Source organism: Kribbella sp. NPDC026611 (genome assembly GCF_040638345.1).
Taxonomy (GTDB): Bacteria; Actinomycetota; Actinomycetes; order Propionibacteriales; family Kribbellaceae; genus Kribbella.
The window spans coordinates 1,191,196-1,215,835 of sequence record NZ_JBEZYC010000002.1 but is presented as its reverse complement, the minus strand read 5'-3'; the positions used below and the strand labels follow the sequence as shown (position 1 = coordinate 1,215,835).

Annotated in this window: 18 protein-coding genes and 1 pseudogene; 7 read left to right on the top strand and 12 right to left on the bottom strand. The window is 69.5% G+C overall.

What is annotated here, in order from left to right; genetic code table 11:
• Positions 1 to 63: 63 nt before the first annotated feature.
• Genes AB0E69_RS11795 through AB0E69_RS11780 form a run of 4 tightly spaced genes read right to left on the bottom strand, consistent with a single transcriptional unit; the run spans position 64 to position 5,633 of the window.
• Entirely contained in the window at positions 64 to 3,177 is a 3,114-nt protein-coding gene (locus tag AB0E69_RS11795; RefSeq protein ID WP_360142978.1) for a chromosome segregation ATPase, read from the bottom strand.
• The gene (locus tag AB0E69_RS11790; RefSeq protein WP_360142976.1) at positions 3,174 to 3,830 is read right to left on the bottom strand and encodes a hypothetical protein; all 657 of its coding nucleotides are present in this window, start codon (positions 3,828 to 3,830) and stop codon (positions 3,174 to 3,176) included. The genes AB0E69_RS11795 and AB0E69_RS11790 overlap by 4 nt, the downstream gene beginning before the upstream one ends.
• Positions 3,823 to 4,446, bottom strand: coding sequence for a hypothetical protein (locus AB0E69_RS11785; protein WP_360142974.1), 624 nt, complete (start codon positions 4,444 to 4,446; stop codon positions 3,823 to 3,825). The genes AB0E69_RS11790 and AB0E69_RS11785 overlap by 8 nt, the downstream gene beginning before the upstream one ends.
• Positions 4,443 to 5,633 carry a hypothetical protein gene (locus AB0E69_RS11780; protein WP_360142972.1) on the bottom strand — a complete coding sequence of 397 codons (1,191 nt, stop codon included), beginning with the start codon at positions 5,631 to 5,633 and terminating at the stop codon, positions 4,443 to 4,445. The genes AB0E69_RS11785 and AB0E69_RS11780 overlap by 4 nt, the downstream gene beginning before the upstream one ends.
• A 300-nt stretch (positions 5,634 to 5,933) precedes the next feature.
• Here AB0E69_RS11780 and AB0E69_RS11775 point away from each other — a divergent pair, with 300 nt between their 5' ends.
• The 4 genes from AB0E69_RS11775 to AB0E69_RS11760 are packed head-to-tail and all read left to right on the top strand — an operon-like array spanning position 5,934 to position 8,756.
• Positions 5,934 to 6,725 carry an RNA methyltransferase gene (locus tag AB0E69_RS11775; RefSeq protein WP_360142970.1) on the top strand — a complete coding sequence of 264 codons (792 nt, stop codon included), beginning with the start codon at positions 5,934 to 5,936 and terminating at the stop codon, positions 6,723 to 6,725.
• Positions 6,726 to 6,770: 45 nt separating this feature from the next.
• On the top strand, positions 6,771 to 7,751 hold the full coding sequence (locus AB0E69_RS11770; protein ID WP_360142968.1) for an SGNH/GDSL hydrolase family protein: 981 nt from the start codon (positions 6,771 to 6,773) through the stop codon (positions 7,749 to 7,751).
• Entirely contained in the window at positions 7,748 to 8,389 is a 642-nt protein-coding gene (locus AB0E69_RS11765) for a maleylpyruvate isomerase N-terminal domain-containing protein (RefSeq protein WP_360142966.1), read from the top strand. Before AB0E69_RS11770 ends, AB0E69_RS11765 begins: the two co-directional genes overlap by 4 nt.
• 22 nt (positions 8,390 to 8,411) lie before the next feature.
• Complete coding sequence (locus AB0E69_RS11760) at positions 8,412 to 8,756, top strand: DUF1801 domain-containing protein (RefSeq protein ID WP_360142964.1); 345 nt, start codon at positions 8,412 to 8,414, stop codon at positions 8,754 to 8,756.
• An 11-nt stretch (positions 8,757 to 8,767) separates the two neighbouring features.
• Here AB0E69_RS11760 and AB0E69_RS11755 read toward each other — a convergent pair whose 3' ends face one another.
• The 4 genes and pseudogenes from AB0E69_RS11755 to AB0E69_RS11740 form a co-directional block, all read right to left on the bottom strand.
• The gene (locus AB0E69_RS11755) at positions 8,768 to 9,307 is read right to left on the bottom strand and encodes a hypothetical protein (protein WP_360143030.1); all 540 of its coding nucleotides are present in this window, start codon (positions 9,305 to 9,307) and stop codon (positions 8,768 to 8,770) included.
• An 837-nt stretch (positions 9,308 to 10,144) separates the two neighbouring features.
• Positions 10,145 to 10,636: pseudogene (locus AB0E69_RS11750) on the bottom strand (hypothetical protein); the annotation flags it as partial.
• The gene (locus AB0E69_RS11745; protein ID WP_360142962.1) at positions 10,629 to 13,937 is read right to left on the bottom strand and encodes an SNF2-related protein; all 3,309 of its coding nucleotides are present in this window, start codon (positions 13,935 to 13,937) and stop codon (positions 10,629 to 10,631) included. The gene AB0E69_RS11745 and the pseudogene AB0E69_RS11750, both read right to left, overlap by 8 nt.
• A 72-nt stretch (positions 13,938 to 14,009) precedes the next feature.
• Complete coding sequence (locus AB0E69_RS11740) at positions 14,010 to 15,257, bottom strand: GGDEF domain-containing protein (protein WP_360143026.1); 1,248 nt, start codon at positions 15,255 to 15,257, stop codon at positions 14,010 to 14,012.
• 202 nt (positions 15,258 to 15,459) lie between these two features.
• Here AB0E69_RS11740 and AB0E69_RS11735 point away from each other — a divergent pair, with 202 nt between their 5' ends.
• Positions 15,460 to 15,648, top strand: a complete 189-nt coding sequence (locus tag AB0E69_RS11735) for a DEAD/DEAH box helicase (RefSeq protein WP_360142960.1) — start codon at positions 15,460 to 15,462, stop codon at positions 15,646 to 15,648.
• Positions 15,649 to 15,728: 80 nt separating this feature from the next.
• On the opposite strand, the gene AB0E69_RS11730 is transcribed toward AB0E69_RS11735, so the two are convergent.
• Positions 15,729 to 16,967: an MFS transporter gene (locus AB0E69_RS11730; RefSeq protein WP_360142958.1), complete on the bottom strand. Its 1,239-nt coding sequence runs from the start codon at positions 16,965 to 16,967 to the stop codon at positions 15,729 to 15,731.
• Between the two features lie 407 nt (positions 16,968 to 17,374).
• Between AB0E69_RS11730 and AB0E69_RS11725 the strand changes: the two genes are divergently transcribed.
• Both AB0E69_RS11725 and AB0E69_RS11720 read left to right on the top strand, forming a co-directional pair.
• The gene (locus tag AB0E69_RS11725; protein ID WP_360142956.1) at positions 17,375 to 19,942 is read left to right on the top strand and encodes an MXAN_6230/SCO0854 family RING domain-containing protein; all 2,568 of its coding nucleotides are present in this window, start codon (positions 17,375 to 17,377) and stop codon (positions 19,940 to 19,942) included.
• A gap of 136 nt (positions 19,943 to 20,078) precedes the next feature.
• A complete protein-coding gene (locus AB0E69_RS11720; protein WP_360142954.1) occupies positions 20,079 to 20,603 on the top strand; it encodes a hypothetical protein in 525 nt (174 codons plus the stop codon).
• A 107-nt stretch (positions 20,604 to 20,710) separates the two neighbouring features.
• Here AB0E69_RS11720 and AB0E69_RS11715 read toward each other — a convergent pair whose 3' ends face one another.
• Genes AB0E69_RS11715 through AB0E69_RS11705 form a run of 3 tightly spaced genes read right to left on the bottom strand, consistent with a single transcriptional unit; the run spans position 20,711 to position 24,558 of the window.
• Complete coding sequence (locus tag AB0E69_RS11715; RefSeq protein ID WP_360142952.1) at positions 20,711 to 22,105, bottom strand: ATP-binding protein; 1,395 nt, start codon at positions 22,103 to 22,105, stop codon at positions 20,711 to 20,713.
• On the bottom strand, positions 22,105 to 23,748 hold the full coding sequence (locus AB0E69_RS11710) for an FAD-dependent oxidoreductase (protein ID WP_360142950.1): 1,644 nt from the start codon (positions 23,746 to 23,748) through the stop codon (positions 22,105 to 22,107). The genes AB0E69_RS11715 and AB0E69_RS11710 overlap by 1 nt, the downstream gene beginning before the upstream one ends.
• Positions 23,749 to 23,799: 51 nt before the next feature.
• Positions 23,800 to 24,558 (bottom strand): GntR family transcriptional regulator, encoded by a 759-nt coding sequence (locus AB0E69_RS11705; protein WP_360142948.1) that lies wholly within the window; start codon positions 24,556 to 24,558, stop codon positions 23,800 to 23,802.
• Between the last annotated feature and the right edge of the window lie 82 nt (positions 24,559 to 24,640).

Genomic DNA, 24,640 nt, shown 5'->3' with positions numbered 1-24,640 from the left:
GTATGGCGGACCGCGAGGCAGGGTCAAGCCCTCGAGTGATTGTTTCTGTCGGAAAGTGTCCGACTACGTCAGTGTTGGCGAGGCCAGCTCCAGCGTCGGGGTCGAGCCGCGGTACGACGTGAGCCACTCGCGGAGCAGCTCGACCCGAGCCGCGTTGTCCTCGTTGCCCTTCACCACTGGCGCCTGGTTGTACGGCATGGTGTCCGAGCTCCGCCGCAGCTTCACGTACAGCCGGGAGGACGCCAGCGCGTACCGCTCCATGTCGTCCTGGAGCGCGCCGATGACGGTGATGTTCCGGTCGCGGCCGATCTGCTCGAACAGCGCCACCGCTTCGCGTCGGTGCTGGGACCCGAGGTTGCGGCCGAGCTCGTCCAGGATCAGCAGCAACGGCCGCTCGGAACCGCCGGCCAGCGCGGCCGCGCAGACGAGCTTGACCGCCTTCTCGTCCATCTGAGCGGTGTTGCCCTTCACGTTGAACGCGGAGAACGGGCCGCCCTCGGACCGTCGCCATTTCGGCGTGACCGTCCAGCGCCACGGCTTGTCCGGCTCGGCGGGCGGGTCCGGCTCGGGGAACTCGAGCTTCGCGCCGTACCCGCCGTACTGCTGGTCGAGGCGGTCGAACTCCTGCGATACCAGGCGAAGTCGCGCTTTGATGCCGTCGGCAAGCGAGGCGCGGTGGGCGCGCGCGGTGCTCTCGGCCTCGGCGAGACCCTCGCGAGCGCGCTCGAGGGCGGCGTTTCGCTCGGCGCGCTGGCTGGCGATCTGCTGTTGCTGCAGGCTGTCGAACGTCTCGTGCTGCGCGAGGTGACTGCTCAGCGTCCGGTGCAACGCCGGCACCAGGCCGACGCGGTCGCCGAGGGTGCCGTTCGTCCAGCCGTCGGGTCCGTTGAGGATCTCCCAGAGCTCGGTCGGGAGATCCTCGCGCGAGCGCGCGTTGGGGAAGCAGCGGCGGATGACGTCGTCAACGAGGGTGCTGGCCTGGTGGTTCCAGTCGGCGGTCGTCCGGCGTTGCGCGTCGTCGGGAAGACCGAGGATGAACTCCTCCGCCTCCGCCGGCGTCCCTCCCCACGCGGTCGTCCGCGTGGTCAGGTCCAGCGTCGTCTGCTCCTCGAGCAGAGCGAGGCGACGCCCGGTCAGGTCGTCGAGGATGCGGCCGTGGTCGCGGCGGGTCGCCTCAAGGTTCTTGAGTCGCTCGTCCCGGACCAGTTGCTGTCCGGCGGCTGCTTCTGCGGACTCCTTTGCGGCTTGGAGTTGCGGCGCGAGTGAGTCGCGATCGGATTCGTGCCGGTCGATCGTCTCGCGGAGCGCGAGGATCTGCTCCTGGACCGAGTCCGCGTCAGCCAGCGCGCGGGCGGCCGCCGTACGGCGTTCTGCCTGCTCGACGCGTGATCGTGCCTGCTCCAGCGCGGCGGAGGCGACCGCCCTGGCCGCCTGGGCCGCCTCCACGCGCCGACCGGCCGCCTGGATCCGTGCGGTCCGGCCGGTGATCGGCTCGTCGAACTGGCCGACCGCGACGACGCCGGCGGCCTCGTCGATGTTCTCCTTGGTTGCGCGCTCGCCCAGTGCGGCGAAGAATCCGTCCAGCGCGAACCGCTTGTCCGCCGACTTCGGTCCGCGTCGCGACTTCGGCGCACCTGGCCGATTCGCCAGCACCAGCAGGAATCCGGCGTACCCGGCGTCGGCCAGCGCGGTGGACGCAACCGTCGCGTCACCGGCGTCGATGACCACGGCCTCGCGGTACGGCGCGAGTCGCGGCTCCCACTCCGCGCGGTCGGACTCGGGCAGCTCGGTGATGTCCGTGAGCGCACCACACTCGAGGCCCGCGTTCTCCAGCACTTGCTGCTGGGTCGCGGACACGGTTTGACCGCTCTCCGCCTCGCGCAGCTCGGCCGTCGCGTGCTCGACCGCGATGCGCGCCGCGTGATCGCGACCGATGTGCTCCTCGAGGAACTCGCGCGCCTCGACCTGCTCCTCCGCGGCGACGGACAGGTCGCGTCCGTCCGCGGACCGTCCCGCTTCCAGCAGACGCCGGTGCTCCTGCCCAAGTCGCTCGAGCTGCTCGCGCACCGATCGCTGGGCCAGGTCGAGCTCGCGGTCGCGGGCATCGAGCTTGTCCCGCTCCTGTCGGGTCAGCTGGACGTCCCGGAGCATGCCCTCTTCATTGCCAAAGGCATCTATCTCCGTGTCGACAGCTTCCAGCCGGGCCTCCTGCTCGGCGACACGCTCGTCGAGTACGGCGAGCTCCTGCAGGATCTCGCGGTTGCGGGCGTCCCCGTCGATCAGGTGCCGGGCGCAGCGGGCCTGCCACGACTCCTTCGCCGCGGCCAGGGCGTCGCGGGCGGCGGCGCGTTGCAGGATGCCGGCCTCGACCGTGGCCATCTCCTGCTCCCAGCGCTGCAGGTCGGCGGTCGCTTGCTTGGTGGCCTCGCGCTGCGTGTGCTCGGCGGATCGGTGCGCCTGCTCCTGCTCGAGCTCGTGGTCGAGGCCGGTGAGCGTCGCGATCGCGTTGAAGATGCGGGCCGGGCCGAGCTCGTTGAGCGGTTCGGCGAGCAGGTTCGCGGTCGGGCTCGATCGGACGGAGGTCGACAAGAAGGAGACGCAGCGGACCTGGCCGCCGTACAGGACCTGGGAGAGCTTGTTGGCGTGGAAGTCCGTGCGCCCGTTGGAGTGCGGGAGCGCCGCCCACAGCGCGTCGGCGCCGGCGGCACGCTCGGCCTCGGTCGCGCCGTGCGGGATGTGGAGGCCGTGCTTCCAGCGGAGGTCGATGTACGACGCCTTGCGGTTGATGCGGATCCAGACGGTGATCGCTGAGCCTTCGACGTCGGCCAGATCGGTGAGGTCAGGGTCGGCGAAGACGCCGACGATGTAGCCGCGGTCGACGTTGGACCAGTTGCCTTCCTGACCGGCAGCTTCCGCGGTGAAGAGCAGCTCGGCGGCACCGGGAGCACCGCTGGTCAGGCGCCACTGGTCGTCCGCGTGCAGGAGGCTGAGCGCCGCGATCCAGGAGGATTTGCCCGCGCCGTTGGAGTCGGTGGGGCCTTGGCCGGCGACGGTGATCAGGCCGCGGCCGATCATCGGGATCGGGTGCGTGGACAGCCGGGACAGGTCGACGACCTGTACGCCGAGCAGCACCTTGGACCCGAGGATGTCGAACGGCCCATCGTCCGCGGGGCTCATGTCTCATCTCCTACTAGTACTGGACCGCCGTTGCGGGCGCGGATGGCTTCGGCGATCGGTGATGCGGGTGCGGCGGCAAGGATCAGCTGGTCTTGGAGGCGACGGCGGGCCGCCGGGGTGAGGCGCTGGAGCTGTGGACCTGGGATGTACGCCGGTCCGCTGGAGTGGTCGCCTGATAGCTGGATCAGGCCTGCCGCTCGGAGGCGTTGCAGTGCCAGTCGGCGTTCTTCTCCGCTGATCCTGGTGGTCCGCAGCTCGTCGACGGTTGTGGGCCGGGCGGACTGCCAGCTGTCGCCGGTCAGGATGCCCTCGCTGCGGGGGATCGCGACGGAGTGGATCAGCACGAGGACGAGCACGGCGCGATCGATCACGTTGAGCGGCTGCCAGCCTTGCGCAGTCAGGGCTTCGGCGATGTCGTCGGCGTACCCGGCGGTCCAGTGCGTGCCGTCGACGTGGACCAGCGTCCGCCCGATCAGCTTCAGCATCTTTTGCACGTGGCGCCGGAGGGTGACGTCGCGCAGCCCGGCCAGCTGTACTTCGGCGACCGGGTGCGCGGCGAACTGCACGGCGCTGAAGGCAGCCAGCACTTCATCGCGAGCCCGATCCCCGAGGTCCTGCAGCAGGGAGTCGAACAACGCATGCTGCTCAGTCATCCGCTACCTCCGTTGGCGGCAGGGGCTCGTCAGACGGCTCAGCAGCAGTCGGTGCGTTGCGGACGGCCGGGGGTGGGTCTGGTAGGTGGCGGCAGAGATCGCGGAGGGTGGACAGGTCTGCAGGAGTCCAGGTGACGACTCGGGGGCCGAGGCGGACCTCGGCGGCCTTCTCGTTCCAGCGGATCCAGTGGGTGGCGTGGAGGCGGCGCAGGCTGCCGATGATCAGGGTCAGGTCGCTCGACTGCTCGGGGCGGCCGCGCATCCCGGCGTACACGGACCTGATCTGCGCGAGCGTCCCCACCGCACCGGGCCAGGCCGGCTCGCTGCGATCGATCCAGCAACAGGCGACGCAGATCGCCAGCAGGCGAGCGGTCTCGTTGGGCTGCTCGACCGCGACCGGGGGAGCGCCGAGCTCCTCCAGCACGGCATGCCCAGCACCGGACGGGAGCGTCGGCACCAACCACACCGTCGCGCCATCTGGCGAAGCGGCGCGAGTGAGCCCAGCGACGGCGGGCGTGTCCGGATCGACCTTGAGCGGCCCGGCGGACTGGACCTTCGCCCACCAGAGAGCGTTGTAGAGCCGCCGCTCCACGGCCTCGGACGGTTGCGTACTCATGCACCCACCCGGCGGAACACGCCTTCGGTCGCCCAGGGCGTACCGGCCGTCGGATCGACCCTCATCCCGTCCGACCAGACCAACTCATACTCGAGCTCGTCATGCAGGTGCGCCGCGGTCAGCTCGGCCAGCACCCGCCGCGCAGTGACCCAGTCGCCGGCCTCGTCCACGACCTCGACGATGTCGACCGCCGCGCGGCCAGCGAGGACCCGCTCGGCCTCGGCTCGCAGCTCCTCGCGGTCAGTCGCCGCCGCGGACTCCGGCGCATCGACGTCCCCGGTCGGCCGCGGCGGCGCCATCCGCGCGGTCCCGGTACGCCGTCCCGTCTCGACAGCCTCCACCATCGTCTGCGGCGAGAAGTCCGGCGCCGCAGCATCGAAGAGCAGCCCGTCGAGTACGCCGGCCAACGCGTCCGGCTCGCTGCTCCGGCTGAACGTCAGCCACGTCTCGATCGGCAGCAGCCCGAGCGCCCGCGTCGTACCGGCTCGCTCGACCAGACGACCAGCGGCAAGCTGCACGGCATCGGCGTACGCGGCGAGCGCCATCCGCAGTGAGGTGCAGTCCCGGTGGAGCTCCGGCCAGCGCTCGAGCACGATGCGGTGCACCTTCTCCGCCTGCTCGATCAGGCGCTCGTTGCCCCACGCGAGCTGTGCGTTCTCCCGTAGTTGCGCGGTCGTGCTCGTTGACACGAGGATCGCGAGCTCGTTGCCGAGCAGGCGGAAGACCTTCGTGAGCCGCTCGACCGACGCCCGGCCGTCATCGGCTGTCGCCTGCGGATCGCTGACGCTGTGCGCCTCGAGGGTGAGCAGCTGGTGCAGCTCGGCCTGGCCGCCCTGCACCGACATCCGGCGGAGGAACATCAGCATCACGTACGGCGCGAACGCGGCGCGGTGGCGCAGCTCGTTCGGCCGGTCGACGAGTTTGGTGATCGCGCCGTACTGCCGCAGTACCTCGAAGCGGCGGACGATCAGCTCCCGCTCGTACGCACGGCACGCGAGCGTCGCCTGCTCGACGGTCAACCCGTCGCTGCCCGCCTCCGCGAACGCGTCGAGGATGGCCTGGTCGACGTCCAGGAGGTCCGGGTCGACGATCATCGCGCCGGCCTCGCGGGCGAGCACGGCGAAGACCTGCCGGTACACCCGGAGCACGGCCGCTTCGGCCTCGGCGTCGAGCAGTGTCGCGTCCATCCGCACTCCCTCCCGTGTGATAACGACCGGCGTTACCAGAGGAAAGGACTCTAACCACCCGCACCGACAGACCAAAACCACCACCCCGCCGGCCTGTGGACAACGCAGGCTGTGGAAAACCGGGTGACGCGTCGTGCGCCGGTGCCTACCATCCGAGGTGTGATGAGAATCCTTGGCTGACGCGGTCGGGAAGGCCGCGTCAGTACCACGACACCGTTGACGGTGTCGCCCCGCCGGCATGGACCCCTGTTGAGGGTGTCCCCGGCGCGCTTGTTGATTCTCTCCTGACGGAGTCTGCACATGACTGTGCACAGTGCGCGCTCGATCGGTGCGCAACATCCCCGTGTCCGCGACCTGCTGGCGATCCGGAAGGACGGTTCTCCCGGCCGGATCATGATCGAGGGCAGCTGGGAACACGACCGCCTGCTCGCCACGACGACCACTATCGAGGCGTTCTTCTGGTGCCCGGAGGCCGGTGCGACCGACGTCGACCGGATCGCTGAACGCGCCGCGGAGGTCTACCGGATCTCCGAGAAGCTCCTCGCCCGCCTCTCCCGCAAGACCCGCTCCGACGGCCTGATCTCGATCGCCCGGCTGCCGCAGTGGACGCCGCAGACGTTCCGATTCACCAGCCAGTCGTTGGTCCTGGTCGCCGACGGCGTCGAGTACGCCGGCAACCTCGGCACCCTGATCCGTACGGCGGACGCCGCCAAAGCGGACTGCCTCGTCCTCACCAGCCGCCGCGCTCGGCCAAGCCATCCGGCGGTCTACTCCGCCAGTCGAGGGACTGTTCTCTCGCTGCCGATCCTCGAGTTCGACGACGTCGAGAGCGCCGCGAGCTGGCTGCGTGGACACGGTTTCCGGGTCCACCTCGCCGATCCCGCGGCGACCGGAAGCTACCGGGTCCCGCCGTACGACGGGCCGACCGCCTTCGTGGTCGGGTCTGAGGGCTCGGGGCTGTCGCGGGACTGGCACACGCACGGGTTCGACGCGGTGTCGATCCCGATGCTCGGCGAGGCGGACTCGCTGAACGTCGCGCTCTCGGCCGGGATCCTGCTGTTCGAGGCCCGGGCCCGGAAGGAGGGCTGGTGAACTGCCAGGCAGAATGGCACGGCCGCCGAAGAGAAGGAGTCTGCCGTGCCGTTCGAGCCAGGCGAGGTCGTCGCCCCGTCCGATCCGCGCATCGTCCTGGAGGGCCAGTGGGGCCACCAGCCGGGCGTCGCGATCACCGTGAACTCGGGCTCGCGAATCTCGTTCTCGTTCGCGGGTGAGCGGCTGCAGCTGCTGTTCGACACCGACGGGCTCACCGTCGCGCCGCACCTGTGGATCACGGTCGACGACGGTGAGCCGGAGCTGTACCTGATCGAGAGCCCGGTGATTGAGCTGTCCGCACCGGACGGCCGGCACCAGGTCTCGGTCGTGGTGAAGGACGTCAACGAGCACGCCAACCGGTGGGAGCCGCCGTTCGAGTGCGCGGTCGTGTTCGCGGGGCTGGTGCTCGATGCGCGGACCGTGCTGCGGTTGAGCGGTCTGGCGGGTGGTCCACGGCTGGAGTTCTACGGTGACTCGATCACGCAGGGCGTGCGGTCGCTGAGCGAGCACCCGGAGTCGGAGGGGGCGGACGGCGCGTCGTCGTACGCCTATTTGACCGCGCGGGCGTTCGGCGCGACGTCGTACCAGGTTGGGTTCGGTAGTCAGGGGATCAGCAAGCCGGGGAACGGGTCGGTGCCGTCGGGTCTCGAGTCGTTCGGGTGGAACTTCGCGGGGTCTCCGGCCGAGCGCGTCGCGCCGCCGGAGGTGGTCGTGGTCAACCTCGGGGTGAACGATCCGACGCTGGAGGTCGCGGAGTACGCCGGCTATCTGCGGCGGGTGCGAGCGGCGTACGGCGACACGACGATTGTGGCGCTGACGCCCTTCAACGGTAAGCATGCGGAGACGATCGAGACTGCGGTGAAGTCGCTCGATGATCCGCGGGTCGTTTACGTCGACTCGACCGGATGGATCAGCGAGGAGGACTGCACCGACCAGGTCCACCCGACGGTGGCGGGCCATCGGAAGATCGCCGATCACTTGATCGCGGCGTTGAAGGAGCACACGTCGTTGGGGGAGCGGCGGTGACTGCTGCGGAGGATCTGGAGAGCGCGGTCGGGTGTCTGGTCGATGCGCTGAAGCCTGCCGTGGACGCGGATTGGTCGGTGCGGGCGGGGACGATCGAGTGGAGTTGCCGGGAGACCGCTGAGCACATTGGGCAGGCGCACCTGCACTGGGCTTCGCAGTTGGCCGTGCAGGCGCCGACGAAGTACGTCCGTTGGTCGGCGCGGGCGCAGGAGTTGGCGCCTCCGGCGGGGATGCTCGAGTTTGTTGAGGCAGCCGGGCGGATCCTGGCGCTGGTGGTGCGGGCGAGTCCTGCCGAGGTACGCGCGTTTCACCCGTGGGGGATCGGGGATCCGGCGGGGTTCGCGGGCATGGCGTGCGTTGAGGTGCTCGTGCACGGGCAGGATCTCGCGAGCGGGCTTGGCTGCGAGTTGGAACCACCCGCGGAGTTGTGCGAGCGGCTGCTGGCCCGTCTGTTCCCGCATGAGCCTCGCGTGGCTGACGATCCGTGGCTCAACCTGCGGTGGCTGACTGGTCGCGCCACGGTCGCCGGTACGCCGTCGCCCGCGTCGTGGAGGTGGCGGCCGACGCCGCTCGATGAACCGTGGGACCCGGCTCCAGTCGCCGCTCCGATGCAGTTCACGCCGCTTCCCCCGGACTGACCTGCTGCGCCACGATGGCGTGATGGCGTTCGAGACTGTCGACGAGTACATCGCGTCGTTCCCGGCTGATGTGCAGGAGGTGCTGCGGGAGGTACGCCGTACCATCCACGCCGCGGTCCCCGACGCCGGCGAGAAGATCAGCTACCAAATGCCGACCATCACCCTCGACGACCGGGCTCTCCTCCACTTCAGCGCCTGGAAACACCACCTCAGCCTCTACCCCGTCCCACCCACCTCAGGCGCGCTGACCATGGCCATCGCTCCCTACCGCTCCGGCAAAGGCACCCTCAAGTTCCCCCTGAAAGACCCGATCCCTTACAACCTCATCTCCCAACTGGCCACGGCGTTTGTGGCTCGTAAGGGCTGACGGATCGGCGTCTAGAGGAGGTCGGTCGGGTCGGGGGAGGGTGGGCGGGTGAGGGTCCAGTCGTTGAAGTGTTGGTCGAAGCGGTACCAGAGGTTGTCCGGGCCTAGGCGGAGTTGGAGTTTGCCTGTTGTGACTCGGTTGGCGTCGATGGTGGCCTCGGGGAGGACGGCCAGGGCTTCTTTGAGGGTGTCGGGGTCTGTGTCGGTGGGGGTGTGGATGGTGACGGCCAGGCCGCCGGGGCCCGCTTGGTGCCAGGCGGCGGCCCAGCTGGTGAGTTGACGGGCTGGTACGCCGGCGCGATGGGCCAGGTCGGCGAGCTCCGGCGTACCGAGCAAGTCGGCCGCTCGCCGCGCCAGATCCTCCTCGAACGTCAGCCCGAGCCCGCCGTCGCCGTCCCCGGACGCCACCTCCCAAGCCCGCCGAGCCGCATCCGTCGCCAACACCACCAGGTCCCGTACGTCGACCCCCGACGACCGCGGCGGATCCAACGCCTTCACCGCCGCGGGGACGCCCGGACTACCAAGCGGCCGCGGCGGCACCGGCACAGGCACGGCTGGCCCCCTTGAACCAGCCGCCGTAGGACGCCCCTCAACAGCTGGCGCGATGCCTGCGGTGTCCGCGGCAGCGTCTGTGGCGGAGGCGACGTGCGCGGAGGCGGAGGCGGAGGCGACCGCAGGAGGTGCAGCGGGTGTTGGGGTGGGCTTTGTAGGGGAGGAGGTGGCTGCGGCCGGAGGAGGTCCGGCGGGTGTTGGGGTGGGTTCCGTAAGGGACGTGGAGGTGGCTGCAGGAGCTCGGGCTTCGGAGGGTGCCGGAGCGGCGGCTGCGGCTGGAGGAGGTCCAGCGGGTGCTGCGGCGGGTTGCGTAAGGGAGGTGGAGGTGGCTGGAGGTGCGGCGGGCGCCGTGGTGGGTTCGGCAAGAGAAGCGGAAGCGGCTGCAGAAGGTGCAGCGGGTTCTGTACGGGAGGTGGAGGTGGCTGGAGGAGGGCCGGCGGGTGATGGGCTGGGCTTTGTCCTGGAGGTGGGAGTGGTTGGGGGAGGCGCAGTGGGTGTTGGGGTGGGCTTCGTGAGGGAGGTGGGAGTGGTTGGGGGAAGTGCAGTGGGCGCTGTGGTGGGCTTCGTGAGGGAGGGGGAGGTGGGTGCAGGAGCTCCGGCGCCGGTGGGTGCGGGGGGCTCGGTGGGTATGGGGTTGGGGTTGGTCAGGTAGGGGGCGAAGGCGGCTATTGCTGGGATGCCGGGGGGCGGGGGAGTTGGGGGTGGGTTGGTGGGAGGGGTTGTGGTGGTGCGGCGGGAGCGGAGGGTGGTTAGGAGGGTTTGTTTGGGGCGGCCGCGGAGGTGTAGTAGGGCGAAGGGGTCGTCGTCGAGGGTGTCGGTGATGAGGTAGCAGACGGCGGCCGAGTGTTTGCAGGGGACGGCGAAGTCGGGGCAGGTGCAGTGGGTCAGGACTTCGCCGGGGCCGGGGAGGAGGTCCAGGCCGGCGTCGCGGACGTCGTCTATGAGTTCGGGTGGGAGTTCGCCGTCGAGGAGGGCTGCTACTCGGCCGATCTGGGCGGAGACGATGTCCAGCACCGAGTCCCACTCGGTCGAGGTGAACGCTCGGATCCGCACGGTCACCTGGTACGGCGTGACGCGGCTGCCCTGCACCACCGCAACAACCTCGCCCGGCTTCACGGTCAGCTCGAGCACGCTCCCGCGCCGCGCGTACGACCGCCCGCGCGACAACCGGTTCGGATCCAGCCGTGCCCGCTGCTCCAACGCCTCCAGCCAAGCCCGCCCCCACCAGGTCGACCCAAACGGCCGCCGACTCCCCGGCCCCTTCGCCGCCGGCAACCCCGCATCCTCCCCCTTACCCCGCCACCCCCGCCAAGGCTCCCGCTCAACCATCAGACACCCCACCCACCCCACGCGCAGGTCCCGCCGGGGCTGCTCCACCCGCTCCGTCCGCCGGACTCGGTGAAGTTGCTTCGCCGACCCCGGCCGCTGCGTCAGGTGAGATTGCTCCGCCCGCTCTGCGCGCCAGGGCAGGCGAGGTCGCTTCACCTACCCGACCTGCTCGACCCGGCGAGGTTGCTCCACCTACCCCACCTGAACCCGTCGAGGTGGGTTCACCCGCCTGTCCGCCCGGAGGTGCCGAGGTGGCTTCACCCGCTCCACCCGTCAGGTCCGGCGAGCTGGCTCCACCTGCCAGGTCCGCTGGGGTCGCTTCGCCCGGCGCACCGGCTGGATCCGGCGAGGTCGCTTCAGCCGCTCCGCCCGCCGGGGCAGGCGAGGTTGCTCCACCTGTTAGATCCGGCGGGGTTGCTCCACCCACCTCACCTCCTAGGCCCGGTGAGGTTCCTTCGTCTGCTGGATCGGCCTGACCCGGCGAGGTTGCTCCAGCCGCTCCAGCTAGTGGGGGAGGAGATTTGCCGACGGCTGAAGGGTTGTAGGCACTGGTTGAGCCGGACTTCGATGGTCCGGTCGAGAGCTCGACGAGCTCTGTCAGCTCCGCGTCGGACAGCTCGCTCAGCCAGGCCTCACCCGCGCCGACGACCGCATCCGCAAGCGAGCGCTTGGCCGCGATCACCGTCGAGATGCGGTCTTCGAGGGTGTTTTCGGTGACCAGGCGGTGGACCTGGACGGGGCGGTCCTGGCCGATTCGGTAGGCGCGGTCGGTTGCTTGGTCTTCGACTGCTGGGTTCCACCAGCGGTCGTAGTGGACGACGTGGGTCGCCTGGGTCAGCGTGAGGCCCACCCCGCCGGCCTTCAACGACAGCAGGAAGACGGGCGCCTCGCCCGCCTGGAACTGCGCGACCATCTCCTCGCGTTTCCGGACCCCGATCCCGCCGTGCAGGAACAGCGTCTTCACCTGCCGCGCCGCGAGATGCGCCTCGATCAGTCGGCACATCTCGACGTACTGGCTGAAGATCAGCACCGACTCGCCTTCGGCCAGGATCACATCCAGCAGCTCGTCGAGGGCCGCGAGCTTCCCTGACCGTCGCTCCAGCGGCCCGGGCTCGTGCAGGAACTGCGCCGGATGGTTGCACACCTGCTTCAACTGTGTCAGCAGACTCAGCACCAGCCCACGCCGCGCGATGCCCTCCGCAGACTCGATCTTCGCCAGCGCCTCCTTGGCGACCGCTTGATACAGCGTCGCCTGCTCGCTGGTCAGCGGTACGACGACATCTCGCTCCGTCTTCTGCGGCAACTCCGGCGCGATCCCCGGATCGCTCTTCCGCCGCCGCAGCAGGAACGGGCGCGTCACCCGCGCGAGCCGAGCCGTCGCCTCCTCGTCGTGATACCGCTCAACTGGTACGGCGACATCGTGCCGGAACCGCTCGAGCGTCCCCAGCAACCCCGGCGCCGCCCAGTCGAGGATCGACCACAGCTCCGACAACCGGTTCTCCACCGGCGTCCCGGTCAGCGCGATCCTGGTTGCCGAAGGCAACGTCCGCAGCGCGCGGGCCGTCCGCGACAAGGGATTCTTCGCATGCTGCGCCTCGTCCGCAACAGCCAACCCCCACGCCACTTCACCCAGTACGCGGTGGTCCTGCCGTACGACGCCGTACGTCGTCAGCACCACCTCGTCCGGCCCGAGATCGCTCAACGTCCGGCCGGCACCGTGATACCGCCGCGTCGGCACGTCCGGAGCAAACCGGTCGAACTCGCGCTCCCACGTGCCAAGCAGAGTCGACGGACAGACGACGAGCGTCGGCCCGCGCCGAGCGAGCCGCAGGTGCAAGGCGATCACCTGAATCGTCTTGCCCAGACCCATGTCGTCGGCTAGGCAGCCGCCCAGTCCCAGATCGGCCAGGTGCGCCATCCACGCGACGCCTCGCCGCTGGTAATCGCGCAGCGTCGCCTGCAGCCCAGCGGGCTCGGCGAACGGCGCCGGCTCCTCGGCCGCCCGCAGCTTGCCGATCATCGTCGCCAACGACCCATCCGCGTCGAAGGCAACAAGCTCACCATCGACCTCGATTGTCCCGGTCAGCGCCGCCCCCAGCGCCTCCGCTCCGGTCAGCTTGCGGCTGCTCCCGCTCCGCAGCTTCCGCACGAGGTCCTGGTCGACCCGCATCCACCGGCCGCGCATCCGGATCATCGGCCGCTTGGCCTCGGCCAGCGCCGAAACCTCGTCCTCCGTCAGCTCCTGCCCGTCGATGGTCGGCCGCCAGCGGAAGGCTACGAGGTCGTTGAGGTTGAAGTCGGGGCCGGTGACGGCGCCGGGTGTCGGCGTACCGGCGGTGCCGCGGACTGCGAGCTCGCCGGCGAAGAGGTCCTTCGGCCAGAGCACCTCGATGCCGGCGCCTTCCAGGGCGGCGGTGTCCTCGGCGAGGTCGTCCAGGTAGTCGTCGTCGATGTCGACCTCTTCAGGAGCCACGTCCTTCAGCGCGGCGCCTAGTGGTGGCCAGACGCGGGCGCCTCGGCGGAGCGCCAGGAGGAGGTCGGTCTCTGCCCGCTCTCCGAGGGCGGAGAGGACGGCGGCTGGGGCGCTCCAGACATCTGCTACATCGACGAGGAGGCTGGGGTCTACGCCGCTGCGGAGCTGGAGGACGGCTCGGAAGTCGCCTAAATCTTCTGGTGGTTCGATGCGCAGGACCAGGCGGGCGCCTGCCTCCTCGGTCAGGGCAGTCTCGTCCAGCCAACTGGACGGACCGGTCAGAGCAACGGGATCAGCCGCCGCAAAGGCTGCGGCCCCCGGACGAGCGGCCACCGCTGCTGCCGGAGAACGGACCAGGCTGTCAGCCAGCGCATCCCAGAAGTCACGGATCAACCGCTCCGGGTCCACCAGCCGGACCGGTCGCGAGCCGGCCAGCGGCAGCGCGTAGCCGAAGGGCGGAAGCGCGGCAGACAGGTTCCGCAACCAGGCCCGGTCGAGCGGGTCCAGCGGCGCCACCCGCCAAGCGCCGTACCCGTCCGGGCTCTTGTCCGGCACGAGTCGCCCGCGCCCGATCAACCCCAGCCCAGCCAACGCCGCTGCCCGCCAAGCCGTCCAAGTGACGGACGCCTCCTCCGGCGGCTGGGAGATCCGCGCGATGACCTCATCCATCCGCAGCAGTCGTGCCGGCACCGTCGTCCGACGAACCGTCGACCCCTTCGGCAGCACGAGCTCGACCGTCCCGTCCGCGACCTCGGCGGACAGGTCGCCGTACAACGCCAACCGGCCCGCACGCGGCGGGTCGGCTGGGACGAAGACGGCATCGAACATGTCCCGCAGAGTACGCCGGACGGCCGACAGTTTCCCGCCCGTCGTCGGGCCCTGTGGACAACCTCGGAAAGGTCAGTCGACAGGCTGGTCGGAGTGCTCGATCGTCGGCGGAGTGGGCTTCGCGGCGACGATCTGGTTGCGGCCCGAGCGCTTCGCCGTGAGCAGCGCGTCGTCCGCGGCCAGGATCAGCTGGTCCATCGTCGCAGCGCAGTCCGGGTACACAGCCGCACCGAACGAGGCCGGCACGCCCTTGATCACCGCAGTGCCGTTGTTGGTCGTGCTGACCGAGACACTGATGCTTACCAGCCGCTCCCGGATCCGCTCTGCGACCTCCAGGATCTCCGTCTCGGACGCACCCGGCAGCAGCACCGCCAGCTCGTCCCCACCGACCCGGGCGACCAGGTCGCCGTGCCGGACCTCGGCACGGATCGCCTCAGCGACCGCACGCAGCGCCTCGTCACCAGCGGGGTGCCCGTACGTGTCGTTGATCTCCTTGAACCTGTCCAGGTCCAGCATCAGCAGGCCGACCGTGCTGCGTAGCGTGTCCGCCCGCGCCAGCTCAGCCGGCACTGCGTTTGCCCAGTACGACGACGTCGCCAGACCGGTCTTCGCATCCGTGCCGGCCGCGCGCTGGTACTGCGGAAGCAGCAGGTCCCGGTGCAGCGCCAGCACCGTCACCATGAGCACAGGGACGACCCATGGGTACGACGACTGGACCGCAGCGATCGCCACACCGAGACCAAGCCCGGCACAGACGACCATCTGGTCAGACAGCTCACCGAGCGCCTCCCGTGCCGTCGCGTCGGGAGACGCCAGCAGGATCGCGCCGATGACGAGCGCGTAGTTCACCAGCCACCAGGTAGCGGCCGCACCGAGCACCACCAGCAGCGACCAGAACCCGGTCGGCACCCGCGGGGCGTCCAGCAACCCACCAGCACGCAGTACGGCGGCAGCCGCAGCGCTGGCGAGGATGTACGTCGCTGTCGAGAAGACCTTGCGGTGGGCAATGGTCCGGCCGTACACGCGGAACCAGGAGTACGTGTAGGACAAGACGATCAGCGGGATCACCAGCGACAGCGGGAGCAGCAGCAGCGCCGCGAAGACCCACAGGCACTTCAGGTTCGTGTGCGGCGAAGTATTCGCCGCCATCTCGCGTCGGCGCTCGATTCCGCGGGCAGACTCCAGGTGCAGGGTCGAGGTCGCCGCGAGCACCACGAACGCAACCCACTCGGAGTGCGTGACCCCGGCATTCGGTCCGGTCAGCGTGGCCCGAACCGCCAATGTGGTAATCGTGACCGCAATCACATCAACCGCGATCACATAACTCAACGCGGTCCTCGGCAACGACCAGAGCTTCCATTGCCGGGGTGGCCCCCAGCTGCTCCGACCGATCAGAATCATCATGAGCCTCACACACGGTCGATCTGAGCGGTTTGTACGTTCATCGTAACGACCTGTTCACGTCAGGTCACGCCCGTGGCCGGGGCATTCCATCAGTTGGTCAAATCGAAGGGTCGGGATCATGCAGAAGACAACGCGCGCCACCAGCACCGGCAACGACTGGTTCACCGGCGGCAACGACTGGTTCCACGGTGGGAACGACTGGTTCTCGGGCGGGAACGACTGGTTCACCGGTGGTGGCAACGACTGGCTCCGGGCCGGTAACGACTGGTTCGTCCCAGCCGCCGCCAAGGGCGGTAACGATTGGTGACGAAAGGTAAATCTTTACCTATTTCTAACATTCCGGAGAAGTCATTCACGGGGTAAACCCGGCGGCCGGAGAAGTTGATCCTACCGTGATATTCCGGAATCGTCGCCGTTTCGGCGGGCGCGGGTCCACGCCGCGCCTGCCGCGGCCGCGAGCAATGCGCCGGCAGCGCCCATCGCGGCGAGTGCGACAGAACTGCCGAATGTTTCTGCCAGCATGCCCGCGAGCAGAATTCCGAGGCCCTGGCTGCCCTTCAGCGCGGTGCTCGCGACCCCGAACGCCTTGCCCCGCTGGTGGTCCGGCACAGCCTGGACGAACGCGGCACTCGTCGGCAGGTGGTACGCCGACGCGGCGCCGGACAAGGCCCAGAGACAGACGGTGACGGCCAGCCCGGGCTGTAGGGCGCAGAACACCAGTGGGAGGCAAGCAGCCACTGCCAGCGGCCCCAGTAGTCGCATCCGGCGCTCGGGCGACCAGAGGGTGATGAGCCACATGCCGGCCACACAGCCCGCTGGGCTCGCCGCCAGCAACAGTCCGGCCGCGGTGGTGCCGTGTCCGATCTGGTGCGCGTACGGGACCGCAAGGCCCTCCACAGTCACGTAGCAGCCGGCAACCGTCGCCAGGAAGACCAGCGTCCGAAGCTTCGGCGAGCGGGCAACCAGAGCGATCCCAGAGACCAGCTCGTGGACGTAATTGGCCGGTGGCAGATCAGTGCCACTTGTTGCTGCCGGACGACGCCGTACGCCGATCGCCACGAGGCCGGCGGAGAGCACGAAGGTTGCAGCGTCGAGCAGCAGGCCACCGGAGGCCCCGACGGCCACCACGACGGCGCCACCGAACCCGAAACCGAGCACCTGGCTGAACTGCACGACCATGTCGTTCGCGGCCTTGCCCAGCACGTAGCGATCACCCGGGAGTACGGCGGGAAGCGTCGCCGCGCGCGCTGCGTTGAACGGCGACCCGAAGGCCTGCAGTGCGAGCAGCAAACCGATCACTGCGATCAGCGGAAGTGCCTGAATCGCCATACCTGCAACGAGAATCGCCCTCGTCACGTCAGTGACGATCATGACCGTACGGCGGGGGTAGCGGTCGGCGAGGCCCGCCAGGAGCGGTCCGAAGAGCAGGTCGGGCACGTAGGTCAGCCCGTAGGCCAGCGCGGTCAGTCCGGCCGAGGCCGTCCGCTCGAAGACGAGCACCGACAGGGCCACCCTGGCGAGCTGGTCACCTGCTACCGACAGCACCCCGGCGAGGAACAGCGCGCGGAACTCCGCATGCCCGAACACGTCGCGCCACAGCGCGCGCTCGACCACGCGGCTCCTCATACCAACGACGTAACCACGATCCGTGGCACCCCACCTCCCGAGTGTGATCAAATCCGTGTCGGCGGCCGGATCAAGGGTTTACTTGCGGCGCATCAGTGCCAGTTCCGGTTCCAACAGGGGGACCCGGTAGCGCACTGTTTGGATGAACGTTCTACTCTGGAGATCTCCGGTAGCGAGGTCTGGGCGGGGCGGCCCCGACCTTGCTACCGGAGCTCTCATTTCCAGGGCCGAACCGGGCCCCCAAGAGCCCGGAGCGGGTCCCGAAAACTGTCGGCGGCACCCGGTAGCGTTCTCAGTGCCAGGGGCGGCTCCTGGACGTGCTTCCTTCTCCTCTACCAGGCCATGTAGCGCGTCCGCTCTCCGCCCCTGGCGCCGTCTTCACCGACCGCTACCTGGGGGAGTCCGCCATGCCCGAGCGCACCGTCGACGCGCAGGCCGCCGTCCTGCTGCGCCGTCGCCGGCTGGTCGACGCCACCACGCTGACGCCGCCGGTGCGACGCTCGGCCTGGCAGTGGCTGCGCCGTCCCCTCACCATCCAGCTCGGCCTGTCCGCACTCCAGGCTGACCTGATCCAGCGCGGCTTCCTCTTGTCAGTCAGCCTCTACCGGTACTGCGCCTCGCTGTCAGCTCCCGCACTGGCCGGCTTCGGCAAGGCCATGCTCGACCTGCTTGACGCCGAGTCCGGCTACGACACCGAGCACACACCCCTGTTTCGTGGCTTCCCCGAGAGCGTCCCCGGCAACACCGAGACCTTCTACGTGAACCGGGTGTTCGCCCAGCTGCTGCAGGAGCCCGACCAGCCCTGTGTGCTGTGCGGCGACACCAAAGCGGTGCATCCGGTGTCGCCCTGCGCTCACCTGGTCTGCCGGACCTGCTGGGACGGCTCTGACTTCAGCGCCTGCCCGCTGTGCCTGCGGCGGATCGACCCCAAGGACCCGTTCCTCAGGCCGTCGGCCGAGCAGGAGCAGCCGGCACACGTCCGCTCCGACCGCCTCCGACTGCTGTCGCTGGCGACTGAGGACGCAGCGCGCGAGACAGTCGAAGCACTGCTGCTCCGACGCTCGCCACTGTCGGTCTCGGACCGCGCCGACCTGCAGGTGCTGCTTGACGGAGGCGATCCGTCCTGGCTGCCCGACGACATCCCAGTGCGGGAGACGCGGGCCCTGGTCATCGCTCACTTCCTCGCCGACGACCCCACCCTGATCGACCGCGCTGGTACGGCGACCGACGTACTGCGGCTGATCTACGCGCTCATGGACGCCGACCCCGGGCTGCGCACCGCACCCGCCCGGCGGAAGTCGTTGCCGCGAGCAACGCGTCGGGTAATGCTGCAGCGGCTGAACCGGTTGCCGGTCGAGTCGCTGATCGAGGACATGCTCCGCCACGAGCGCGCCTGGAAGCGGATGGCCGAGAACCTGCATCCGTTCGAGTTCGCGACCCGCTTCCCGGTGGCGGCGCTGGCCTTCGCGATCCTTCGCCGTACCCACCTCGACCTGTCCACGGCCGCGGGGCGGGCTGTCGCGTCCGAGGCGGCGCGCCACCCGTTCGTCCGGCTCGAGGACGGCCAGCTCGTGATGCGGACGTTCGCCGCCCGGGTCGAGGGCGCGTTCGCCGACGGACGGCCGGACCGCGCGCTGGACCTGCTGGCGCAGCGTCCTGGCGAGTTGGTACGGCGCCTGCTCCAGCTAGCCCGTGCACTCGAGGCGGCCCAGCACCCGGTGCTCGTGGACGCATTGACGACAGCCGTCTCCGACGTCTCACCCGCTGTGCTGACGGCCGCGCTCGGTCAGGTCCGGACGCCACCGGGCGACCTGCGGTTGTTCTTCCCTCGCGGCGGGACCGCCCGGATCTGGACCACTGTCGACGAGCGTGAGCCGTTGCCGCCGGCACTGGCTGCCGACCTGTCCGCCGTGCTCGTGGGTGAGATGTTGCGTAGGGCAACCGACCTGCCGCGCTGGCGGCGGACGTTCCTGGACGAGGAGCTGGTCCGCCTGGCCGCGCCGGCGTCAGAGCGGAACTCGTCGGCCACGCTGCTCCGCATGACCCGGGGGAGTTCGGCGCCGGTCCCACAGGACGAGCTGCTCCGCCTGTTCCTGCACTGGGTCGAGCCGAAGGACCGCCGGATCGACCTGGACCTGTCGGTGGCTGTGTTCGACGAGGAGTGGGGCTTCGTCGGCCTGTGCGACTACACCAGGCTGCGGTTCGACCAGGACGCGTTGGTGCACTCCGGCGACCTCACATCAGCTCCCGGACCGCACGGCTCCACCGAGTTCGTCGACCTCGACCTGCGGGCGGTGCGGCGGGTCGGTGGGCGCTATGTGCTCCCAGTGGTCTTCAGCTACAACGACGTACCGTTCGACCAGCTCGAGCGCGGCTTTGTCGGGGTCATGCGGCAGCCAAGCGGGCTCTTCGACCCAGCCGCTGTGCAGGACCGCTTCGACCTCTCCGGGCCGGCGAAGATCCTCATGCCGTTCGGCGTCGACCTGCTGAGCAGGGAGCTGCGCTGGTACGACGTCAACCTCGGCGCGGCCGGCTACGGGCACAACATCGCGCGGTACGGCGGTCACCTCGGGCTGATGGCTGCGACGCTGGAGGAGGTGCACGGCTCGGGCGACCGGGTGAGCCTCTGGGAGATCTGCTGCTGGCATGCGGCCGCGCGGACCGACGAGGTCGCGGTCCGGACCGCCGACGGGTCGGTCGTCGGCTACCTGCGGGACCCGTCCGAAGACGTTGCGGCTTTCGCGCGCCGGCTCACGGCGCGGCTCGAGCCGGACCGTGCGTGGGACGAGGACGCGGCCAGCCGGTCCGACTTCGTCGCGGTACTGACCGGCGATATCACGCCGCGGGCCGGCACCGAGGTGTTCGCGTTGCACCCGCACCTGCTCGACCACGGGAGCGTGTCGCTGGTCGACGCGCCGTACCTGCTGGCCACGCTCGCGCCGGACTCCCGCGCACACGCACCGCTGCCGACCTGACACGCCGTGCCCTGCGCCCGGGCGAGTCTGGCAGCAACCTGAGAGGAGTTTGACAATTCGGTGACGGAGGCCGGGGCGGTGCTTTGGTGCGAACCGTTGCGGGAGTACAACGGAAGTGACGCGAAGGGAGCCACGCATGACGTACGACGTGGTGGTGCTCATCGAGCGGGAGATGAGCGAGGGCGACGCGCGCCGCGTTGCCGCCCTGTACGCAAGGCACGAGGAACCCGTCAACTACCACCTGCTCGTCTCCAGCCATCCGGAGCGTGGATTCGGTGGGCCGATGGCGTTGCTCGGCGCGACGTTCGACGACGTGGCCGGTCTGTCCGGTGGCGCCGCCCGCACCGCGGTCAGCACCGCGGCCCCGCCGAGCCGAACCCCGACGGCCACGCTGGCTGACCCGGCCGTCGACCTGGCTGCCGTGATCGAACACAGTTCGCGCCGGCTGCGCGCGGCGAGCGGCCAGCAGGTCGAGGTGTCCATCACCCACGGCGAGGTGCTGCTGGCGCTGATGCAGATGGTGAAGACGACCCGCAGCGAGGACGTGCTCGTGGTCGCGTGGCCGGAGACCGCGGCGAGCTTCCTCTGCTCCGACTGGACCACCAAGGCCCGCAAGATCCTGAAGGTGCCGAGGGTCCGTATCCTCGAGCACTCCACCTGAGACCCGTACCGGACGGCAGGGGGTCGCCGGACGCCGCTGAGCGGGCGGGTTCACGGCGTCCGCAGTACAGGCCTCCTGCCGTCCGCTACGACGTCAGCCGCCGGTCTTCAGCCGCCGGTCTTCGGTGGCCGGTGCGGGAGCCGCACCTGGAGCGTTGTCTCGCCCGGGTGCGAGCTGATCCCGATCGTGCCGCCATGGTGCTCCACCACGATCCGGTGGGCGATGTCGAGGCCCAGCCCGGTCCCCTTGCCGACGTCCTTGGTCGTGTAGAACGGCTCGAACGCCCGCGCGGCGACCTCGGCCGGCATTCCCCGGCCAGAATCGGTGAACTCGACGACGATCTGATCGCTCTCGGAGCGCGTCGTGATCCGCAACGTCCCGGCCTGGTCGATGGCGTCGGCGGCGTTGTCGATCAGGTTCGTCCACACCTGGTTGAGCTCCCCGGCGAACGCGTCGATCAGCGGTACGTCGGCGCCGTACGCGCGGATCACCTCGACCCGGTCGCGGAGCTTGTGCCCGAGCATCACCAGCGTGCTCTCGATGCCCTCGGTCACGTCGATGGTCTGGATCGAGCCGCGGTCCAGCTGGGAGTACGAGCGGACCGCCGCGACCAGCTCGGTGATCCGGCGCGTCGACTCCTTCACCTCACTCAGCAACGTAGCGGTGGACAGCGTGCTCGCCACCCACTCCAGACCAGGCTCGACAGCATGATCCAGTACGGCGGCGGCACGTTCGCACCACTGGATGTCCGCGCCCGCTGCGGCGAGCGGGGGTGCGATCAGCCAGTCGTTGGCGATGCCGTGGTCGTCCAGCCAGTCCGAGATCGTGTTCTCGTTGTCAGCGAGGTCCACCGGGTCCGGTGCAGGTGTCCCGTCGGCCAACTCGAGGCGTAGCTCGTCGAGCGCGCTGAACTGGGCCGCGGTGACCTCCCCTTCGGCCAGCCGGCGCAGCGCGGACAGCAACGAGACACAGGCGGTGTCGAGCGCGCTGACCGAGCGAGCAGCCGCCGCAGCGGGGTTGTTGATCTCGTGCGCGAGTCCAGCGGCCAGGGTGCCCAAAGTGATCAGCGACTCGCGTTGCCGAGCGGTCGATTCGATCGCTCGCGCAGTTCCGTACACGCCCTTGATCAAATGACCAGCGAGCGGGAACCAGGCGTCGATGCGGTCCCGGAGCAGCTCTGCGGGCACCCGCAGTACCACTCCGTCGGCAAGGCCGCGCCCGCTGGCCAGGTAGACGCCGTGCTCGTCCCACGCGCAGAATCCGCCCGCCCAGCGGCCCGGTACGTCCATCTTGCCCAGCACTGTGTCCTCGCGACCGATCTTGCGGTGCAGCGCGATCACACCCTCGACCAGCACCCACCAGAAGTCGGCCGGTTCGCCTTCGTGGAACAGGTCGTTGCCCAGCTCGATCGGCACGGCGGTACTGCCGGCGATCAGCTCATCGAGCTGCGCACTGGTCAGACCGGCGAACAGTGGGATGTCCCGGAGGACGTCGGCGTCCATCAGGTGCTCGCAAGGAAGCGGTGGACGAGATAGATCGACATGGCACCCTCACCGACTGCTGAGGCGACGCGTTTCATCGAGTCGAGCCGTACGTCGCCGGCCGCGAACACGCCCGGCACGCTGGTTTCGAGTGCGTACGGCGGCCGTGGCAACGTCCAGCGCTCCGCGGCGACCAGGTCGGGGCCGGTGACGACGAATCCCTTCTCGTCGCGGACCACCGAGTCACCGAGCCAGTCCGTGCGCGGGATGGCGCCGGCGAAGATGAAGAGCCAGCTCGCGGACACTTCCTCGACCCGCCCGTCGGCGGCCAGCGTCAGTGCCTCGAGGTGACCGTCGCCGCGGCAGCCGACCACCTGGGTCCGGCAGCGCACCTCGATGTTTGGTGCCTTGGTGATCTTGTCGATCAGGTACTTCGACATCGAGCGCTCGAGCGAGTCGCCGCGGACCAGCAGGACCAGCCGCTTGGCGTACCGGGAGAGGTTGAGGGCAGCCTGGCCGGCCGAGTTCGCCGCGCCGACGACGTACACCTCGTCATCCTGCACCTGGCTGGCCTCGCTGGCGGTCGCGCCGTAGTACACGCCGCGCCCGCTGAAGTCACTGAGCCCTTTGACGTCGAGATTGCGGTACTCGACTCCAGTGGCAACGATCAGGGCGCGTGCCTCGATCTCACCCGCCCCTTCCAGCAGTACGGCGTGGACCGGGCCGCGGGACTCGAGTCCGACGACCGATCTGGCCAGCACCATCTCCGCACCGAACCGCGCGGCCTGCGCGACGGCGCGCTGCGCGAGGTCGGAGCCGGTCAGTCCGCGTGGGAAGCCGAGATAGTTCTCGATGGCAGCGCTCAGGCCGGCCTGACCACCGGGTGCCTCGCGCTCGACGATCACCGTACTGAGGCCCTCGGACGCCGCGTAGACGCCGGCCGCCAGGCCGGCCGGGCCGCCGCCGACAATGCAGACGTCGTAGAGCGGCTGTTCGGCCCTCGTGCGCAGGCCGAGTGCAGCGGCCAGGTCCAGGGCGGTCGGGCAGCGAAGGGTCTCGCCGTCCGGTACGAGGACCAGCGGCAGGTCGTTGTCGTCGGCACCCGCGAGCTCGCGGAGTCGCTTGCCTTCGGCATCGCCATCCACGTCGTACCACTGGTACGGCACGTGGTTGCGGGCGAGGAAGGTCTTGATGTCGTGGGCGCGGTCCGACCAGCGGTTGCCGACCACCCGGACGTCGGACGTGTGCTCGGGGTTGGCGTGCTGCCAGTCACCGAGCAGGTCGTCGATGACCGGGAACAGCTGGTCTTCGGGCGGATCCCACGGCTTCAGCAGGTAGTAGTCCAGGCCGATGTCGTTGATCGCCTTGATAGCGACGTCGGTGTCGGCATATGCGGTGAGCAACAGGTACTTCGCACTCGGTACATGCGCCCGGGCGCGTTCCAGGAGCTCGATCCCGGTCATACCGGGCATGCGCTGGTCGGTGGCGATCAGCGCGACCGGTTGGTTGCGCAGGGCCAACTTGGTCAGCGCGGCCAGGGCCTGGTCGCCCGAGGTCGCCTTCACCACCAGGTAGTCGTCGCCGTACCGCCGGCGCAGATCCCGGGAGATCGCGGCAGAGACCATCGGGTCGTCGTCGACAGTGAGAATCGCAGGTTTGCTCACGCGGTGCCCCCCACCAGTGAACCGATCCCGTCAGAATGCCACGGGAAACCCTCAGTCCTCTATGAGCGCGCGCAACGTTTCCTGTTCGGAGTCGGGCACATACCCGGCGTAGTAGTCGAACATGTTCTGGCGGGCGATCCGGGCGGCCGCGTGCCCGTTGCCGGTCCGGATCGCGTCGACCACGTCGGCGTGGTGGTGCAGCGACTCGAGCATCAGGGCCCGGCTGTTCGGCGCGTGCGCGATCTTGTCCGAGATCAGGCTGAGGACGACGCCGCGGACGACCTCGTTGCAGGTCTGGATCAGCGCATTGCGGCTGATCCGCGCGATCAGCTCGTGGAACGCGAGATCGGCCTCGCCGAACGCAGCGAAGTCGACGTCGATCGCGTCCCGCATCGCGACCAGCGTGTGCTCGAGCTCGTCCAGCTCGGTCTCGGTCCGGAGCCGGGACGCGACCTGGATCGCGGCGCCGTCCATGATCATCCGGAACCCGATCAGCTCGCTCAGCGTGAGCTCGTCGACGCGGGCCAGCCGGACCATCTGCTTGCGGAGGGCGGCCTGCGAGAACGGCAGGATCTCGGGTCCGTTCGGGTCCCCGGGCCGGGACCGCACCACGCCGTTGCTCTCCAGCACCCGGAGCGCCTCGCGCACCGTCGACCGGCTGACCGCGAACTGAGCGACCAGCTCGCGCTCGCTCGGCAACCGCTGGCCCGGCGTCAGGTCACCCCGGGCGAGCGCGTCCTCGACCTGCTCGACGATCCGCTGGTACGCGCGCACGGGCTGTACCGGCTGGAACTGCGGACCTTTTGTCATCCGGCACGCCTCCCATCGCTTGACAGGCACCTGAGTAGGGGACAAACCTAGTGGCCCATTGAGACCTAGTCCACTGGTCGGA